Here is a 17,662-nt window from a genome sequence, read left to right on the forward strand (position 1 = left end):
AATAACCTCCTCTTCTTGAGGAGGTTATTTCACATTCTCTCTTCTTTTCCCATACTCTTTTTCTTGCTTCGTTCCAAATCCGTCACCATTTGCTACGATTTGATCTGTTGGAGCAACTATACTTTCAGCAATTCTCCATTCTCCCCCTTGTTGAATAAACACTTGCATAAAATAATTCATTCCATTTAACTGATACGGATTTTCTTTTTTCACTTCATAACGAGCTGCAACATAATACACTTGAACATTTTCAGCCTCAAACTTAGCAATATATTGTGATAATCTCGGGATGTACTGTGATGCTTTCTGAAGTGGAAGTTGTTTTACTTTTACAAGAGAAGACTTTGTCACATTGCTTATCGTATCTTCATGCCGCATGTTATCACTATGATGAAATAAAATGGCATTCTGCATAGAACGAATCCATAGTTTTGAATATAAAACAGGTTGCTTATTTGAAATATGTTGTAATTCTTTTTGAACGACATGAATTGGCGTTGCGGCATCCACGAACTTATTAAAGCAGAACATACTTCCAATCATAATGAAAAGCGTAAAAATACGTTTCATAATTTTTCACTCCGATTCTTTTTAATTAAAGTATTGGAGTTTCAAAATATTTTTATTCAAAAGAAAAAGGATAGGAAAGCTTTCGCTTCCTATCCTCATTTATTATAATACGCGGCCAAATAATTCTAATACCATTTCTATTTCTTGGTCGCTCCAACCTTTAAATCTCTCTTTATAGTATTCCTTACGCACAGCTTCAAGTTTTTCAGTTACTTCTCTTCCGTGTTCTGTAATTTCTAAGTACACGATACGACGGTCTGAATTTGAACGCTTTCTTTCTACAAACCCTTTTCGTACGAGACGATCTGTAACAGCTGTAATATGACTGGAGGTTACGTTTACTTCACTCGCAATTTGCGAAGCCATCTGTGGACTGTTTAAAAATAACGCACGTAATACAGAAAATTCATTATATGGCATATGTTCTGCAAAGCGTGTATTAATATCATTTTGTAATAAACGTATCATCTTTCGAAATGATGCGGATAAATCTAAAATCAGTGTTTCTCTTTTTTCGTTCACTAGCCTCGTCCCTTTTTTATCATATTTACACATATTATAATCTATAAATACCTATGTTGTATATGCTTTCTTTCCTCAACATTCTCATTTATGTAACTTTTTTCATATAAATTTCTTTTTTGTTCACACATATACATATAAAAAGGATGGTGATGGAAAATGCAGGGTGGAATGAATCCTTATTTACAAAACGTACGCACAGCTAATACTGGTAAAGAAGCGACTATTACTGTACAAGGTGAAGGTGTTGTCAAAGCGAAACCAAATGTTGTTCTATTAACACTTGGCATTCGAACTGATAGTAAAAATGTGAAACAAGCGCAAGAAGAAAATGCAGTACAATCAAAACAATTGCTGGATGCACTTAAACAGCTTGGTATTGCTGATAAAGATATAGAAACGATTTCTTATACGATCACTCCTCAATACGAGTATGTAAATGATAAAGCGTTACTACAAGGATATCGTGTGGAACATTTGTATGAAATTACCGTTTTAAATGTACAAAAAGCAGGGGAAGTATATGATATAGCCGTTTCAAATGGAGCAAATTTAGCAAAAGGTTTACGTTTTCGAATATCTCATCCAAATAAATATTATGAGCAAGCTCTTATTCAGGCTCTGCATCAAGCGGTAGAAAAAGCTCGTGCTATTGCGAGTACATACAATTTAAATATTAATCCTGTCCCCCTCTCACTCGTTGAAGAATCTGCTCAATTACCTCGGGAGATTGCTTCCTATGCTACTTTGCATGCGCAAACAGCTCCACCTATTCAATCGGGAGAATTAGAAATCATTTCAACTATACGGGCTATTTTTACGTATTTATAAATAATTTCGTTTATAAGTAAACGTTATCATTTTCGTTGTTGTAAAAACATGATGTTCTGATATAATAAAGGACGGTGAGCTCTTACAAAAGAGATATCACGGGTGGGAGAGGGATATGAAAAAGAAGGTTTAACATGAAAGGAATACTTGAAAGAACATTTAAATTAGGCTTACACGAAACATCACCAAAACAAGAAGTTTTAGCTGGAGTTACGTCATTTTTCACAATCGTATATATAATGATTGTAAATGCGTCAATCTTATCAGATGCCGGCATTCCACTTGAGGCTGGAATTTTAGCAACTGTTTTCAGTTCATTTGTCGGATGTCTGCTCATGGCATTTTGGGCAAATGCACCTGCTATTCTTGTCCCAGGTATGGGTGTAAATGCATTCTTCACGTACACAGCTGTGCATACGCTCGGTTTAACTTGGCAAGAAGCATTAGCAGCTGTCTTTATCTCTGGTATTATTTTTGCAATTGCTGCGTTTACACCAATTGCTCGCGTGCTTTCAGTATCGATTCCAAAGTCATTAAAGGAAGCTATTACTGTCGGTATCGGATTGTTTTTAGCATTTATCGGATTGCAAAAAGGTGGTTTAGTCGTTTCGAATCCAAATACTGCTGTTGCAATGGGGAAATTAAGTAATCCTGTCGTTCTTGCGACATTGCTTACTCTTATCGTTGCACTTGTATTATTTATTCGTAACGTACGTGGAAACTTTTTATGGACGATTGCAATAGGAACTGGTATTGCATGGCTATTTGGTCTTGTTGATACGAGTCAAATGGGAAATAGTTCATTCTCATTCGCTAATTACGGCGATGTGTTTGGAGCTATGTCATTTGGGAAACTTTCTTCCTTACCGTTTTGGATTGCAACATTCTCCTTAAGCATGGTGCTTATTTTTGAGAACATGGGACTTCTGCACGGTTTATTAGAAGATGACCGCAAATTCCCACGTGCTTACCAAGCCAATGCGATTTCAGCAATGACATGTGGTCTATTTGGCACAAGTCCTACCGTTTCAACAGTAGAGAGTGCCGCAGGTATTACTGCAGGCGGAAAAACAGGTCTGACGTCTATCGTTACTGGGATGTTATTCTTTGCATCACTGTTCGCTCTTCCGTTTGTCAAATTAATTCCTGATAGTGCCATTGCACCAATCTTAATTATTATTGGCGGTCTGATGATTACAAGCATTCAACAAATTCCTCTGAACGACTTTTCAGAAGGATTTCCAGCGTTTTTAATTATCGTTATGATCCCGCTCACATATAGTATCGCTGATGGCATTGCGTTCGGATTTATTGCTTACCCTATCTTAAAAGTTGCACTTGGAAAGCGTAAAGAAGTCGCACCATCTATGTATATCGTTACATGCTTATTCTTAGCCATGTTTGTATTACATGCTATTGGTTAAATAAAAAAACACCGAGGTGAATACCTCGGTGTTTTTTACTTAAACCATCCTTTTTTATAAAACCAGGCCATCATTCCGCCACCAATTAACGCCATTAACAATAAACAAATAAAATAACTATACTTCCCACCAAGCTCTGGCATATGTGAAAAGTTCATTCCATATACTCCTGCAATAAATGTTAGTGGCATGAAAATAGTAGAGAAAACAGTTAGTGTTTTCATAATGTTATTCATATGATGTGAGTTTAATGAAAAGTAGCTATCCCGAATATCTGCCGTCAACTCTCGGCTCGCTTCAATCATTTCAGTTAATTTAAGCAAATGGTCATGTATATCTTTAAAGTAAATCTCATGATCACTTATGCCGTAAAAACGAGTTGAATTTAAAATACGATACAATAAATCACGCATCGGAATAATTGTCCGCCTTAGCTTAGATAAATCCGCACGTATATCAAATACCTCTTCTAGCACGCTTCCTGCTGTCTCACCCGTTAAATTATCATCAATCGCATTTAAATGGTCTTCAATGTAATAAACAGGTGCGAAATAGTCATCTACAATTTGGTCAATAATTGTATGTGCCACATGCAAAGGACCTTTCTTAATACGTTTTTTTTCGCCAAGTGTTTTCCATACTCTTTCGATTGCATTGTTATGAGAAAAATGGAAAGAAACAATATAACGATCACTAATAAATAAATCGATTTCATGCGGTTCTAATCCATCCTCACCAAATCCATGGAGAACTAAAAAATTATATCCATCATAAAAATCAACCTTTGGCCTCTGTACATATTCTATACAGTCTTCAATTGCAAGGGGATGGAACTTAAAATGGTCTTGCAAAATATATGTATACTCTTCTTTCGTTGGCTTATATAAATCTAGCCAATACCATACAATATGGTCTTTCGTTGTTTCTTCTAGCGAAACGTCATATAATACTTCATCTGTTTTTGTTACTGCACATATTCTAATCATAATTTCACCCATTATTATTATAAACAAAAAATAGTAAAAAAAGCCAAGGAGAAATCTCCTCAGCCTTTTTTTATCCCATATTAACGTACAGTAAGACCCCTACCTCAACATTCAGCGAAAGCAAAGAAGTTAGGTCTGGGATCAACTGCTCATAAACGCCCGGTTAGTGAAGGGTAATAATTAGTGGGGATAAAGCCCACGCTGATTAAAGTTTCACTTTATTACTTCGTTACAATTCCGTGTACTAAAGTTGGTGCATCTACGTGTTCTTTAGAGATTTTCATGTTCTCATAAATTTTCGCTTTTACATCTTCAACATTTTCACGGTTTGCGTAAATCGTAACAAGGGAGTCACCTTTTTTCACGCTATCCCCTACTTTTTTACGAAGCATTAAGCCAACTGCTAAATCAATTTCAGATTCTTTCGTTGCACGTCCTGCTCCTAAAAGCATTGCTGCTGTTCCGATTTCATCTGCAACGATTTCCGATACATAACCGTCTTCTTTCGCTTCTACTTCAATTTTAAATTGTGCTTGTGGCAATTTAGAAGGATCATCAACAACAGATGCATCTCCGCCTTGTGCTGATAAAAACGTTTTAAAAGATTCTAACGCTTTACCGTTGTTCATCACTTCAATTAACTTTTCACGCGCATCTTCTAAAGATGAAGCTTGCCCAGCAAGGTATACCATTTGACTTCCAAGTGTTAAACATAACTCTTCTAAATCTTTCGGTCCCTTACCTTGTAATGTATCAATTGCTTCTTGTACTTCTAATGCGTTACCAATAGCCTCACCAAGTGGTTGACTCATATCAGAAATAACAGCCATCGTATTACGGCCAACGTTATTACCGATACGTACCATTGCTTCTGCTAAACGTTTTGCATCTTCATCTGTTTTCATAAATGCACCTGCTCCAGTTTTCACATCAAGAACAATTGCATCTGCACCAGCAGCAATTTTTTTACTCATAATCGAGCTTGCAATAAGCGGAATTGAGTTTACTGTTGCTGTTACATCACGAAGTGCATACAATTTTTTATCAGCAGGTGTTAAGTTTCCACTTTGACCGATAACAGCAATTTTATTTTCATTTACAAGACGCATGAATTCATCATTTTCAATTTCCACATGGAATCCTGGAACTGCTTCTAATTTATCAATTGTGCCACCAGTATGTCCTAAACCACGCCCAGACATTTTCGCAACTGGTACACCTAAAGCAGCTACTAATGGACCTAATACAAGTGTCGTTGTATCACCAACTCCACCTGTTGAATGCTTATCTACTTTTACCCCTTCAATGGCTGATAAGTCAATTGTATCACCGCTATTTACCATTGCCATCGTTAAATCTGCACGTTCTTGATCATTCATATCTTGGAAGAAAATTGCCATTGCAAGTGAACTTACTTGATAATCAGGAATATCACCATTTGTATATCCTTCAACAATAAAGTTAATTTCTTCTGTCGTTAATGCTTGTCCATCACGTTTTTTTGCAATTAGGTCCACCATTCTCATTGTGAGGTCACCCCTTCATTTGTTTTACGATAGCTTTTACTAATGCTAAGAAGTTTGCTTTGACACGTTCTGTCGTTTCAATTACTTCATCATGGTGAAGTGGCTGATCTAAAATACCAGCTGCCATGTTTGAAATACAAGAAATACCTAGTACTTTCATACCAGCATGACGAGCTACAATTACTTCAGGTACTGTTGACATACCAACTGCATCTCCACCAAGTGTACGAAGCATACGAATTTCAGCAGGTGTTTCATATACAGGACCTGTCATTCCAACGTATACACCTTCTTGTACTTTAATGTTTAAGTCTGCTGCAACTTGTTTCGCCATTTCGCGAAGTTCTGTCGTATATGATGTAGACATATCAGGGAAACGTACACCCATTTCAGAATCATTTGGTCCGATTAATGGATTCGTACCCATGAAGTTAATGTGATCTGAAATTAACATAAGGTCACCTGGCTCGAACGATGTATTTACACCACCAGCCGCGTTCGTTACAACAACAGTTTCTACACCTAACTCTTTCATAACACGAACTGGGAATGTTACTTTTTGCATGTCATATCCTTCGTAGAAATGGAAACGTCCTTGCATTGCTACTACTGTTACACCTTGAAGTGTACCGAATACTAATTGACCTGCATGTCCTTCTACAGTTGATACTGGGAATTCAGGAATTTCGCTGTAAGGCACTGTTACCGCATTTTCGATTTCATCTGCTAATACGCCTAGTCCAGATCCAAGGATTAGTCCTACTTGTGGTGTTTCTTGAAATTTCTCTTTTAAGTATGAAGCTGATTTTGTAATAAGTTCACGATTCATTTGTTTATCCCCCTATTTCTTTAGCTCGTTTAAGAAGCTTGTTCCGTATTCTGGCATTTTCACACCGAAGTTTTCTGCTACAGTTGCACCAATATCAGCAAATGTTTGACGAAGTGGTAATTCTTGTCCGCCTTCTTTCATGCTTGGGCTATATGCTAATAACGGTACATATTCACGTGTATGATCAGTACCAGGATGTACTGGATCATTACCATGGTCTGCTGTAATTAATAATAAATCATCTTCTTTTAGTTTTTCGAATACTTCTGGAAGACGTGCATCATATTCTTGCAGTGCTTCTCCATATCCTTGTGGATCACGGCGGTGACCAAATAATGCATCAAAGTCAACTAAGTTTAAGAAGCTAAGACCTGTAAAGTCCATGTTTAATGTATCTACAAGCTTATCCATTCCATCCATATTAGACTTCGTACGAAGTGATTCCGTTACCCCTTCACCATCATAAATATCAGAGATTTTACCGATAGCAATAACATCATAATCGCTATCTTTTAATTCATTCATTACTGTGCGACCAAATGGCTTTAATGCATAGTCATGACGATTTGGTGTACGTGTGAATTTCCCTGGTTCTCCAACGAATGGACGAGCGATAACACGACCTACCATGTACTTCTCATCTAGTGTTAATTCACGTGCAATTTTGCAAATTTCATATAACTCATCAAGTGGTACTACTTCTTCGTGTGCTGCAATTTGTAGTACGCTATCTGCAGAAGTGTAAACAATTAAAGAGCCTGTTTCCATTTGCTCTTGACCAAGTTCATCAAGAATCTCAGTTCCAGAAGCTGGCTTATTACCGATAATTTTACGGCCTGTTTTTTCTTCTAATTCATCAAGTAATTCTTTCGGGAATCCTTCAGGGAACACTTGGAATGGTGTATCAATGTAAAGGCCCATGATTTCCCAGTGTCCTGTCATTGTATCTTTACCAGTAGATTTTTCTTGCATCTTTGTGTAATATCCAAGTGGTTTCTCTACTTTAGAAATACCTTTCATTTCACGAATGTTACCAAGACCTAATTTCACCATGTTTGGCATTTGTAATCCATTCATATGTTCAGCAATGTGACCAATTGTGTCAGAACCTAGATCACCAAATTGTTCAGCATCTGGTGCTTCACCGATTCCTACAGAGTCCATTACGACTAGGAATATACGTTTATATTTATTCATAACTGCGACCTCCTATAAGTTCAGTTCTACTTCTTGTAGTATGTTCAAAACGCTATAAAGTGAAACTGTTATTCATAAGAATTCTCTTTCCTTCTCATTGTCAAACAGTACTTCTTTAAATCATTCTCTAACCTATTTCGTTTTACTTGAAACGACTCAAAAACATTTCTAGTTTTTTCTAAGTCAGATGTCAGACATCTGATATTGATATCATAACATGTTTACGCTTTCTTTTTAATACATTTTCGTAGAATTTCTTATTTTATTCACACTTCTATTGTAATCCATTCGGCGAAGAAGTGCTAATTATTTTATGATTTATTTCTTCATATAAAAATAAAAAGTAGCTCTAAAGAGCTACTTTTTATTTTACTTCTACTGTTTCTTCTTTATGTTCATGCAGTTCGCCTTTTCTTACATGTACTTTCACTTTGTAAGCACCGTTTTCTTTGAAAGTATGTTTACTTTCATACTCTCCTTTATTCCCTTCTTTTGCTGGAATAAATTCGTGCTTTTCAACGCCATCTTTCCAAATCTCAAGTTGCACTTCAGCACCAGTTAACGCTTCTTCTTTTTGCTTTAAATGAACTTTCATCGTTGATTCAGCATTTGCTTTTATGTCACCAGCCATAAGATGAATCATTGTGTCACTTTTATGATCACCATGTGCCTCTTCTTTTTTCGCATCTTCTACTTTTGCGTTTCCTACAGCGACTTTTACTTCTGGCATTACATGCATTTCACGTGCATTTGTATGAGCGATAATATGATATACGCCATCCGTTTCGAATGTTTTCTCTACTGCATAAACACCTTTTCCTTTATGCTTACCATTTAACATCTCGTGTTTTTCGTCACCAGTTTTCCAAATTTCAAACTTTACGTCATCAGCATCTGTTACTTTTTCTTTTCCTTGTGTAACAAGTGCTTGTACTTCTGTTTTTTCACCTGGTTTAATTTCTTTCGGATTTGTTTGGACTGCTACTTTTACAGCTTCAAGTTTCTGTTCTTTTTTCGGTTCTTCTTTGTTTGTATTACAGCCAGCCAACGCTAGCATCGCGATAAATAAAGTTATAATCAGTTTTTTCATCATCATTTCCTCCTTTATACTTTATTTAGTATAGAGGAAATACATTGTAATATTCCAGTCTTCTGCTGAAAACAATATACGAAATGTTTGTGAAGTTTCTGTGAAACGGCTTACTCTTCTTAATCTATGAAAAAAGAGCATAGTAACTATGCTCTCGGATGAAACTGTTTATATACATCTTTTAATCTAGCTTTTGAAACGTGCGTATAAATTTGCGTCGTTGAAATATCTGCATGTCCAAGCATTTCTTGTACAGCACGTAAATCTGCCCCATTTTCTAATAAATGCGTAGCAAAAGAATGACGTAACGTATGAGGTGTAAGTTCTTTTTCAATATTCGCTTCTTTCGCTAATCGTTTTAATATTTTCCAAAAACCTTGCCTTGATAATCGATTACCGTGATGGTTTAAAAATAGTGCATCTACTACTTTTTTACCCATCAATTCTCTTCTTCCTTTTTCAATGTACTTTTGAATCGCTTCTGTCGCTAAACTTCCTAATGGAATAATTCTTTCTTTATTCCCTTTCCCAATGCAGCGAACAAATCCCATCGTTAAATGTACATCTTCTAAATTTAAAGCAATTAATTCTGAAACACGAAGTCCTGTTGCATACAATAACTCTAGCATTGCCTTATCACGAATCCCAAAAGCACTTGTCATTTTTGGTGTCTGCAGTAACGCCTCTACTTCATCGATTGATAATACTTTTGGTAACTTTCGTTCTCCTTGCGGCGTTTCGATATGTACTGATGGGTCGTGCTCTACCGCTCTTTCACGAAGTAAAAATTGGTGAAATGAACGAATTGATGCAATATGACGTGCTAATGTTTTCGAAGATTTTCCGTTTTCTTTTAAATACTGCAAAAAGTTAACAATATGCAAACGTGTCACTTCATGAAAGGTTTTCATCTGTTCTACATTTTGCAAATACTTTACATAGCTTTTTAAATCACGTTCATAAGATACTACTGTATTTTTCGCTAATCCCTTTTCGACAATCATATAATGAATAAAATCTTTTAATTGATCTTCCAATCTACACTACTCCCCATTTTCATAGAAAAACATCATTCTATTTACGAAAGCATCCTTTGCCGGTTCTTCATTCCCTGATACTTTTTCTACAGTCTCTTCTTTTGGCTTTTCATAACGATGATAGCTTTCGTATTCTTCATTTATCCATAGTATAGCGAAATAAAACAAAATCGTACAACTTGTAAATAATAAAAATACTTTTATTCCATCAAAAGTTAATTTTAAAGCTCGGCGCATTGTAAATTCCTCCAAAATATAAGTTATTACAACATATGCCAAGCTTTCACCAATTTATACCTTATTCAAATAAAAAACCTCTTCCTAGATAAATAGGAAAAGGTTATTTTTCATCCGTTTCATTTTCTTGACAGTTTTTACAAATCCCATGGAATGTTAAACGATGATCTTTCACCTTAAAGCTCCAATCTCGTTCTACTTTCCTTTCCACTTCACCAAGTAAATCTTCTTGTATTTCTTGTACAGCACCACATTGTGTACAAATCAAATGATGGTGGAAACGCTGCGCACCTTCTTGGCGTAAGTCATAGCGTGAAACACCGTCTCCGAAGTTAATCTTATCGACAACTTTTAACTCAGATAATAACTCTAAAGTTCGATAGACGGTTGCTAATCCGATCTCTGGCGACTTTTCTTTTACAAGGAGGTAAACATCTTCTGCGCTTAAATGATCTTCTTCATTTTCTAGCAGCACACGAACTGTTGCTTCACGTTGCGGTGTTAATTTATAGCTCGCTGCATGTAATTGCTTCTTAATTCGTTCAATTCTTTCTTCCATTCGGTACTACTCCCTCCTCGCCACTCTTACACCATTATATCAGAAGAAGGGCTTCTGTCAAAAGAAAAACAATAAAAACAAATTGATAATTATTCTCAAAAAATATTTATTTTTTGTTAATAGCCTCAACAACTTCTTTCATTAAAACTGGTGATGCATATGCTTCAACGCTAGAAGCAAGAGCTAACACCACTCCGATCACTAGAAAGAAGCATGTATAACGAATTAATAATGGTAATAGTGGCTCGGTTATTTTCCTAATAAACTGATGCCTAATCATACGTAAGGAAAAGCTTGCAGCAATTGTTGTCATAACGAGAAAGACTGGAATGATAATTAAATTTTGCGGCAATACAGATACAAATGCTAATAATAATCCATTCCATCCGTGCTGGCTTACTAAAAAACCTACTGTAAATCCAACAACTACTCCTTTTACAAATAATAAAATAAAAATGAGGGGCAACCCAATAATTGAAATCCCTAAAATCCAAATAAAGCCGATATATTTTAATTGCGAAAAGTAACTTTCTCGAAACATTTCGCCTGCAATAGCAAATTCTCCTTTAGAAACTTGTCCAAAAAAACGTTGTAAATAAAATGATAAATCTTGCTTTTGATTCATTTGTAAACTATTCACAAGAATAGCTCCAAATATTACTCCCATCAATAATAAAACAGCATTAAATATATATAATGAAGAGTTTTCCTGTATGTGAGACATTACGCGGTTTTGCCAAGTTTTTCGCCACATTTTTCTTCCCTCCGTTCACACTCTTACTAAAAATGTATGAAAGAAAGAAAAAAAGTATGACGAATTAACATTGAAATTCCGCTCTACTTTGCTAAACTAAAAAGTAGAGAATAGGAGGGATTTCTCTTGAAACCATTATTATTAGATTTTCCAACATTATTTCAAACTGAACGCTTACAAGTTCGCAAGCCGTTTCCAGGTGATGGTGCAGAAGTATATGAAGCAATCCAAGCTTCTCTAGAAGACTTAGTACCATGGATGCCAATTGACGCTGAAACAGAAGAGAGTGCTGAAGAAATCGTTCGTAACGCTCACGGGCAGTTTTTACTTCGTGAAACACTTGATTTTCACTTATACGATAAAGTATCCGGTACATTCATCGGAGCTATTACGCTCAAGCCTGAAAACTGGGATATTCCAAAGTTTTCACTTCATTTTTGGCTCCATAGTGCTTATACAAAACAAGGCTATATGACTGAAGCTGTTAAAGGTGCCATTCAATTTGCCTTTGATAAGCTAGGTGCTAGAAGGATTGAAATTCGTACTGATGCAACAAATGCCAATGCATGTAACTTAGCAGAACGTTTAGAATTTATTCTAGAAGGTACAATGGAAAATGATTTCCTTGCGCCAGATGGTAGCTTACGTGATGCACGTGTATATGCAAAAATCAATTAAAAAACACTCGCCTTTGGCGAGTGTTTTATTTTTGTAATTGTAAATATTGCACAGCGAACATCGTCTTCGCATCATGGATACGAAGGTCTTTCATAAGATCAATCGCTTCTTCTAATGATACTTCCATTAATTCCACAAACTCATCTTCATCTAAAGCTGCTTTATTTTCTTTTTTTGTCAAACCTGTCGCTTTATATACATATAAAATTTCATCTGCAAATCCTGGAGATGTATAGAAAGAAGTAATGAGCTCCATATTTTCACATACATATCCTGTTTCTTCTTCTAATTCACGAACTGCTGTCACCTCTGGCTTTTCCCCAGGTTCTAATTTCCCAGCAGGAATTTCAATAATCGCCTTCTCAAGCGCTTTACGGTACTGCTCAACAAGCACAATTTTCCCCTCATCAGTAATAGCAATAATAGCAACTGCACCAGGGTGATTTACGATTTCACGTTTACTCATTTCTCCATTTGGTAATACTACATCATCAACACGAACTTTTATAACTCTACCATCAAAAATCGGCTCAGTTTTTACCGTTCTCTCTGCAAGATTACTCATACTATTTCATCTCCCTGTTCTATTTCCTATTCTTTCTTCATACATTTTACCACATTGAAAGGAGCGTGATAGAAATGAAAGTTTATATTTTACCAAATCGCATCACGTTAGTCGGCAAAGCATGGCAAATTCGCCATAAACTAAAACAATATGGCAAAGAGTATACAACCGTACAAGAGTGGATTACAGCGAATAAAAAGTAAACGTTTGTCAACCTCTTTTCCCTTTCGTACAATAAAGGAAAGGAGGTTGACTTATGAAAAAACGTCAATTAGGAAACTCAGATTTATTTGTGACAGAAATGGGACTTGGCTGTATGTCTCTCGGCACATCTGAAACAGAAGCTATGCGCATTATCGATGAAGCAATCGATTTAGGAATCAATTTTTTTGACACAGCGGATTTATATGATTATGGATTAAACGAAGAATTTGTTGGAAAAGCATTGAAGGGAAAACGAGACCAAATTGTTCTTACAACAAAGGTTGGAAATCGATGGACAGAAGAAAAAAACGGCTGGGCTTGGGACCCTTCTAAAGCCTACATAAAAGCCGAAGTAAAAGAAAGTTTACGTAGACTTCAAACTGATTATATTGACCTTTATCAACTTCATGGCGGAACGCTGGAAGATCCGATAGATGAAACTATTGAAGCTTTTGAAGAATTGAAAAAAGAAGGTATTATTCGCCATTACGGTATTTCTTCTATACGTCCAAATGTCATCCGTGAGTATGCAAAACGCTCAAATATCGTTAGTGTACTAATGGAATATAGCCTTTTAAATCGTCGTCCAGAAGAATGGTTCCCACTTCTTAATGAACACCAAATTAGTGTCATTGCCCGCGGACCACTTGCGAAAGGGATTTTAACTGACAACAATGCAAGAAAGATAGAAAGAGTAAAAGAAAAGGACTATCTCTCTTATTCTTACGATGAATTAAACACTACACTCGGGAGTGTAAAAGAAGTTATCGGAGAAAAATCTTTAACAGGAACAGCTATTCACTATTGCTTACATAACGAAACTGTTGCAGCTGTTATACCTGGTGCAAGCTCTATTCAACAATTACAGATAAATGTACACGCTTGCCAACAGTTACCTGTAACAAAAGAAGAATATATACAACTTCAAAAAATCGTTAAGCATGATTCATATGCCTTGCACCGTTAAAATATCGATTTACTGATAAAAACAGATGACTGCCCCCAACATTAAACATTAGGAGGCAGTCTTTTTTATAACGTATCATATTTGTCCGGATTCGTTCCTACATGTAAATTGCGATTTAACGTATTAATTTGATTCATCTCTTCTTCAGTTAATGAGAAATCAAAGATAGTAAAATTCTCCTGAATACGAGATGGTGTCACAGATTTAGGAATCGTTACTATCCCACTTTGAATATCCCATCGTAATATAACTTGTGCGGGTGTTTTTTCGTATTTGTTAGCAATCCCCTGAATAATTGGGTGCTCGAATACTTCGCCGCCCCTCATTAACGGACTCCACGCTTCCATTTGAATTTGCTCGCCTTCACAGAAATTACGCAATTCAAATTGTGTTAACATGGGGTGAAGTTCCACTTGGTTTACCATAGGCTTCACTTTACAATTTGGTAATAACAGTTCTAAATGATGTTTATGAAAATTAGAAACACCAATCGCGCGTACTTTACCTTCTTCATACAATTTTTCTAAAGCTCGGTACGTTTCAATATACTTCCCTCTAATTGGCCAGTGGATTAAATATAAATCTACATAGTCCATCTGTAATTTCTTTAAGCTGTTTTCAAATGCTTCGAGTGTCTCCTCGTATCCTTGATCGTCGTTCCAAACTTTTGTTGTAATAAATATGTCTTCTCTCGGAATTCCTGATTCACGAACTGCCTCACCGACACCGCTTTCATTTTCATATACAGCTGCTGTATCAATCGAACGGTATCCAACTTCTAACGCTGTTTTTACTGCTTGCTTTACTTCGTCGCCTTCTTTCGCTTTATAGACGCCTAGACCAATCATCGGCATTTTCACGCCATTATGAAGTGTAGTTGTTGGAATATGCACAGTCGTTCTCCCTTTCATTGTTACATTTTATAAACCACTACTTTATTTCAACAAGATTCATCCAAAAAGTCAAAATATACGTATAGTTGACATAATAATTTTATACACTAAAAATACGAACTCAATTATTTACGTTTCCTTTTCTCCATTCTTTTGCTTTTTCATCAATATTACGTACAAACTCGTTTTTCCCTTCCGTATATAACGTGCCATCATATGTATATTTTTCGGCTAGTTCTCTCTTTAAAACTGCATACGCCTTTGCTTCTTCACAATGCGCCATCATATAATCACGAAACGCTAAATGCCTTACTATCTCAGGATTTCCTTTTTCAAACACGTGTAAGTGATACGAGCGTTTTTCCTCCGTTCCATGAATAAAATAACGGCGTCTTGAAATACCATTTTCTCCTTTTACGATGTAACCAAGCTCTTTAAATCTTTCATTCCAACGATCTACACGATCGATACTTTCTACCTCCATAATCATATCGATAATAGGTTTAGCTGCTAGTCCTGGCACTGATGTACTGCCAATATGATGAATCTCCACTGTTTCTGGCAGCACAGACTTCAATCTTTCGGCTTCCATTTGAAATTTTTCAATCAAATGATTTTCATATGGTACGACTACAATTTTTCTCATTTTAACTCCCCTTTTCTTACAAGCTCGTCAAAAAAATGACCAGCGATATACACTGATCATTTTCGTTATTATTTAAAGTCTTTCCAAGTAAGATTACTTTCACTTAACAGTTCTTCAAATGATTTATTCTTTTCACGTTCTTTTTGCTCTTGACGCTTTCTTTCCAGTTCTGCTGCCTCTTTTTTCTCTTCTCTCACTTGTAACTCTTTTTTCTTATTTTTTAATTGTTGCATGAGTGAATCATTTAATTGATCACCTAATGTAAGTGATTCTTTCTTCGGTTGGTTCATTTGAGATTGTCTTTGCACTTGCCTTTGTTTCTTTTTCTTCATACCGCTCACCTTTTACTTTTTTCTCCATTATAGAGGATACATGCTGAAATCGACAATAAAAAAGGTTCATTACTCTATTATTCATTATTTGTAAATTTGTTAATTTTTTAAAAAAACTAAATTTTTATATAGATATAATCCTATGAATCTATTAAAATTATGTCGTATGATGTCAGATTATAAAAAAAGGAGAAATGAATTATGTGGAAAAAAATTATTCCCGCTGTCGCAGTTTTAAGCACCATTACTTTTTCAAGTGTATTCGCCGCTCCCCCATCTCAGACTCCAGCCGAACAAAACCGTTACATAGACGTACAAATGCTTGGCATTAATGATTTCCATGGACAACTAGATACTGTTAAAAAAATTAATAATAAAGAAGCTGGTGGCGCTGATTACTTAGCCACTTATTTAAAAGAACGTAAAAAACAAAACACTAATACACTTCTCGTACATGCTGGCGATATTGTCGGAGCTAGTCCACCAGTTTCAGCATTGTTACAAGACGAACCAACGATTGAATTTTTAAACGACTTAAAATTTGATGTAGGTACAATCGGAAACCATGAATTTGATGAAGGCATCGATGAAATGAAACGACTCATTTACGGTGGTTACCACGAAAAAACAGGGAATTTCAAAGGAGCAAACTTCCCTTATGTCGCTGCAAACTTCTATAACAAATCAACTGGTCGCTTATTCTTACCACCATTTACTGTAAAAATGGTAGATGGTGTTCCTGTAGGATTCATTGGTGTCGTTACAACTGATACACCAAATGTCGTTATGCCTACTATGCTTAAAAATGTACAGATCACTGACGAAGTGGAAGCGATTAATAAATCAACGCAACAATTAAAGCGTCTCGGTGTTAAATCTATCGTCGTCCTTGCACATGTTGGCGGAACGACAGATGAATCTGGTATAACAAATGGCGACCTTAACCGAATTGCAAATGAAGCTGATCCAGAAGTTGATGTTATTTTCGGTGGGCATAGTCATACGTATGTAAATGGTACTGTTAATAATAAACTTATCGTACAAGCGAACTCTTACGGGATGGCTTTCTCAGACGTAGATGTAACAATTGACCGTAAAACAAAAGATATCGTAAAGAAAAAAGCTGAAGTTGTTACAACATACCATGAAGGTGTCGAACCTGATAAACAAGTAAAACAAAAGTTAGATCAATATAAAGAAAAAATCGCACCTCTTGTAAATGAAGTAGTCGGAAAATCTACAGCACCTATTGACCGTAAACAAAACGATGCTGGTGAATCTACACTTGGAAATTTAGTTGCCGATGCACAGCGCCAAACGATGCAAACTCAAATCGCACTTATGAATCCTGGTGGGATTCGTAACGACTTAGACGCTGGTGATATTACATGGGGCGAATTGTACGGCATTCAACCTTTTGGAAATCAGTTGATTAAAGCAGATTTAACAGGTCAAGATATTCGTGATATTTTAAATCAACAATGGCAAAAAGGAACAACGAGAATGCTGCAAATTTCAGGTATTCAATATACTTGGGATGCAAGCAAACCAAACGGTGAAAAGGTTACGAATATACGCTTAACAAATGGAGAAGAATTATCTCCATCTAAAACGTATAGCGTAGTTGCAAATGCTTTCTTAGCTTCTGGTGGTGATGGATTCGTATCATTTAAAAATGGTAAAAATGCAGAGACTGGTCCAAATGACTTTGAAGCACTAGTTGATTATGTAAAACAAGTAAAAGAGCCAATTCAACCAACTATTGATGGTAGAATTCAAAAAATAAATTAAGTACGCTCGAAATACGCACTCTGT

21 protein-coding genes are annotated in these 17,662 nt (G+C 35.9%); 6 read left to right on the plus strand and 15 right to left on the minus strand.

The window, feature by feature from the left end; all coding sequences use genetic code 11:
* Positions 1–24: 24 nt before the first annotated feature.
* A complete protein-coding gene (locus G9F74_RS02195; protein ID WP_000821091.1) occupies positions 25–570 on the minus strand; it encodes a hypothetical protein in 546 nt (181 codons plus the stop codon).
* Between the two features lie 102 nt (positions 571–672).
* Positions 673–1,092, minus strand: coding sequence for a MarR family winged helix-turn-helix transcriptional regulator (locus G9F74_RS02200; protein WP_001003306.1), 420 nt, complete (start codon positions 1,090–1,092; stop codon positions 673–675).
* Positions 1,093–1,251: 159 nt separating this feature from the next.
* Here G9F74_RS02200 and G9F74_RS02205 point away from each other — a divergent pair, with 159 nt between their 5' ends.
* Entirely contained in the window at positions 1,252–1,923 is a 672-nt protein-coding gene (locus tag G9F74_RS02205; RefSeq protein ID WP_016109061.1) for an SIMPL domain-containing protein, read from the plus strand.
* A 134-nt stretch (positions 1,924–2,057) separates the two neighbouring features.
* Positions 2,058–3,347 (plus strand): NCS2 family permease, encoded by a 1,290-nt coding sequence (locus G9F74_RS02210; RefSeq protein WP_000676245.1) that lies wholly within the window; start codon positions 2,058–2,060, stop codon positions 3,345–3,347.
* Positions 3,348–3,382: 35 nt separating this feature from the next.
* On the opposite strand, the gene corA is transcribed toward G9F74_RS02210, so the two are convergent.
* The 9 genes from corA to spoIIM all read right to left on the minus strand — a co-directional run bounded on the left by corA (position 3,383) and on the right by spoIIM (position 11,562).
* Positions 3,383–4,345, minus strand: coding sequence for a magnesium/cobalt transporter CorA (gene corA / locus G9F74_RS02215; RefSeq protein WP_002039517.1), 963 nt, complete (start codon positions 4,343–4,345; stop codon positions 3,383–3,385).
* 209 nt (positions 4,346–4,554) lie between these two features.
* Positions 4,555–5,859, minus strand: a complete 1,305-nt coding sequence (locus tag G9F74_RS02220; RefSeq protein ID WP_001243091.1) for a pyrimidine-nucleoside phosphorylase — start codon at positions 5,857–5,859, stop codon at positions 4,555–4,557.
* Between the two features lie 7 nt (positions 5,860–5,866).
* A complete protein-coding gene (locus tag G9F74_RS02225; RefSeq protein WP_001078444.1) occupies positions 5,867–6,688 on the minus strand; it encodes a purine-nucleoside phosphorylase in 822 nt (273 codons plus the stop codon).
* Positions 6,689–6,700: 12 nt separating this feature from the next.
* On the minus strand, positions 6,701–7,885 hold the full coding sequence (deoB, locus tag G9F74_RS02230) for a phosphopentomutase (RefSeq protein ID WP_001046072.1): 1,185 nt from the start codon (positions 7,883–7,885) through the stop codon (positions 6,701–6,703).
* Between the two features lie 364 nt (positions 7,886–8,249).
* Positions 8,250–8,978, minus strand: coding sequence for a FixH family protein (locus G9F74_RS02235; RefSeq protein ID WP_016109062.1), 729 nt, complete (start codon positions 8,976–8,978; stop codon positions 8,250–8,252).
* A gap of 143 nt (positions 8,979–9,121) precedes the next feature.
* The gene (gene xerD, locus G9F74_RS02240; protein ID WP_000390076.1) at positions 9,122–10,012 is read right to left on the minus strand and encodes a site-specific tyrosine recombinase XerD; all 891 of its coding nucleotides are present in this window, start codon (positions 10,010–10,012) and stop codon (positions 9,122–9,124) included.
* Positions 10,013–10,018: 6 nt separating this feature from the next.
* Positions 10,019–10,249 (minus strand): YqzK family protein, encoded by a 231-nt coding sequence (locus G9F74_RS02245; protein WP_001250432.1) that lies wholly within the window; start codon positions 10,247–10,249, stop codon positions 10,019–10,021.
* A 103-nt stretch (positions 10,250–10,352) separates the two neighbouring features.
* Positions 10,353–10,808, minus strand: a complete 456-nt coding sequence (fur, locus tag G9F74_RS02250; RefSeq protein ID WP_000392657.1) for a ferric iron uptake transcriptional regulator — start codon at positions 10,806–10,808, stop codon at positions 10,353–10,355.
* A gap of 106 nt (positions 10,809–10,914) precedes the next feature.
* Positions 10,915–11,562: a stage II sporulation protein M gene (gene spoIIM, locus G9F74_RS02255; protein ID WP_000269108.1), complete on the minus strand. Its 648-nt coding sequence runs from the start codon at positions 11,560–11,562 to the stop codon at positions 10,915–10,917.
* Between the two features lie 126 nt (positions 11,563–11,688).
* Between spoIIM and G9F74_RS02260 the strand changes: the two genes are divergently transcribed.
* Positions 11,689–12,240 (plus strand): GNAT family N-acetyltransferase, encoded by a 552-nt coding sequence (locus G9F74_RS02260; protein ID WP_000803486.1) that lies wholly within the window; start codon positions 11,689–11,691, stop codon positions 12,238–12,240.
* 25 nt (positions 12,241–12,265) lie between these two features.
* Here the strand turns inward: G9F74_RS02260 and G9F74_RS02265 are convergent, their stop codons facing one another.
* Positions 12,266–12,805 (minus strand): NUDIX domain-containing protein, encoded by a 540-nt coding sequence (locus tag G9F74_RS02265; protein ID WP_000067046.1) that lies wholly within the window; start codon positions 12,803–12,805, stop codon positions 12,266–12,268.
* 74 nt (positions 12,806–12,879) lie between these two features.
* Here G9F74_RS02265 and mciZ point away from each other — a divergent pair, with 74 nt between their 5' ends.
* Together mciZ and G9F74_RS02275 are read left to right on the plus strand one after the other, a co-directional pair.
* On the plus strand, positions 12,880–13,008 hold the full coding sequence (mciZ, locus tag G9F74_RS02270; protein WP_000870289.1) for a Z-ring formation inhibitor MciZ: 129 nt from the start codon (positions 12,880–12,882) through the stop codon (positions 13,006–13,008).
* 53 nt (positions 13,009–13,061) lie between these two features.
* A complete protein-coding gene (locus tag G9F74_RS02275; protein WP_000747220.1) occupies positions 13,062–13,976 on the plus strand; it encodes an aldo/keto reductase in 915 nt (304 codons plus the stop codon).
* Positions 13,977–14,041: 65 nt separating this feature from the next.
* Here G9F74_RS02275 and G9F74_RS02280 read toward each other — a convergent pair whose 3' ends face one another.
* From G9F74_RS02280 to G9F74_RS02290, 3 genes are all read right to left on the minus strand, one after another.
* Positions 14,042–14,869 carry an aldo/keto reductase gene (locus G9F74_RS02280; protein ID WP_000547983.1) on the minus strand — a complete coding sequence of 276 codons (828 nt, stop codon included), beginning with the start codon at positions 14,867–14,869 and terminating at the stop codon, positions 14,042–14,044.
* 121 nt (positions 14,870–14,990) lie between these two features.
* On the minus strand, positions 14,991–15,515 hold the full coding sequence (locus G9F74_RS02285; protein WP_016109063.1) for a GrpB family protein: 525 nt from the start codon (positions 15,513–15,515) through the stop codon (positions 14,991–14,993).
* A 68-nt stretch (positions 15,516–15,583) separates the two neighbouring features.
* Complete coding sequence (locus G9F74_RS02290) at positions 15,584–15,847, minus strand: YqkE family protein (protein WP_000727568.1); 264 nt, start codon at positions 15,845–15,847, stop codon at positions 15,584–15,586.
* 201 nt (positions 15,848–16,048) lie between these two features.
* Between G9F74_RS02290 and G9F74_RS02295 the strand changes: the two genes are divergently transcribed.
* Entirely contained in the window at positions 16,049–17,638 is a 1,590-nt protein-coding gene (locus tag G9F74_RS02295; protein ID WP_016109064.1) for a bifunctional metallophosphatase/5'-nucleotidase, read from the plus strand.
* The last annotated feature ends 24 nt before the right edge of the window (positions 17,639–17,662 follow it).

The sequence above is a fragment of the Bacillus sp. EKM202B genome (assembly GCF_011066025.1).
Lineage (GTDB): Bacteria > Bacillota > Bacilli > Bacillales > Bacillaceae_G > Bacillus_A > Bacillus_A toyonensis.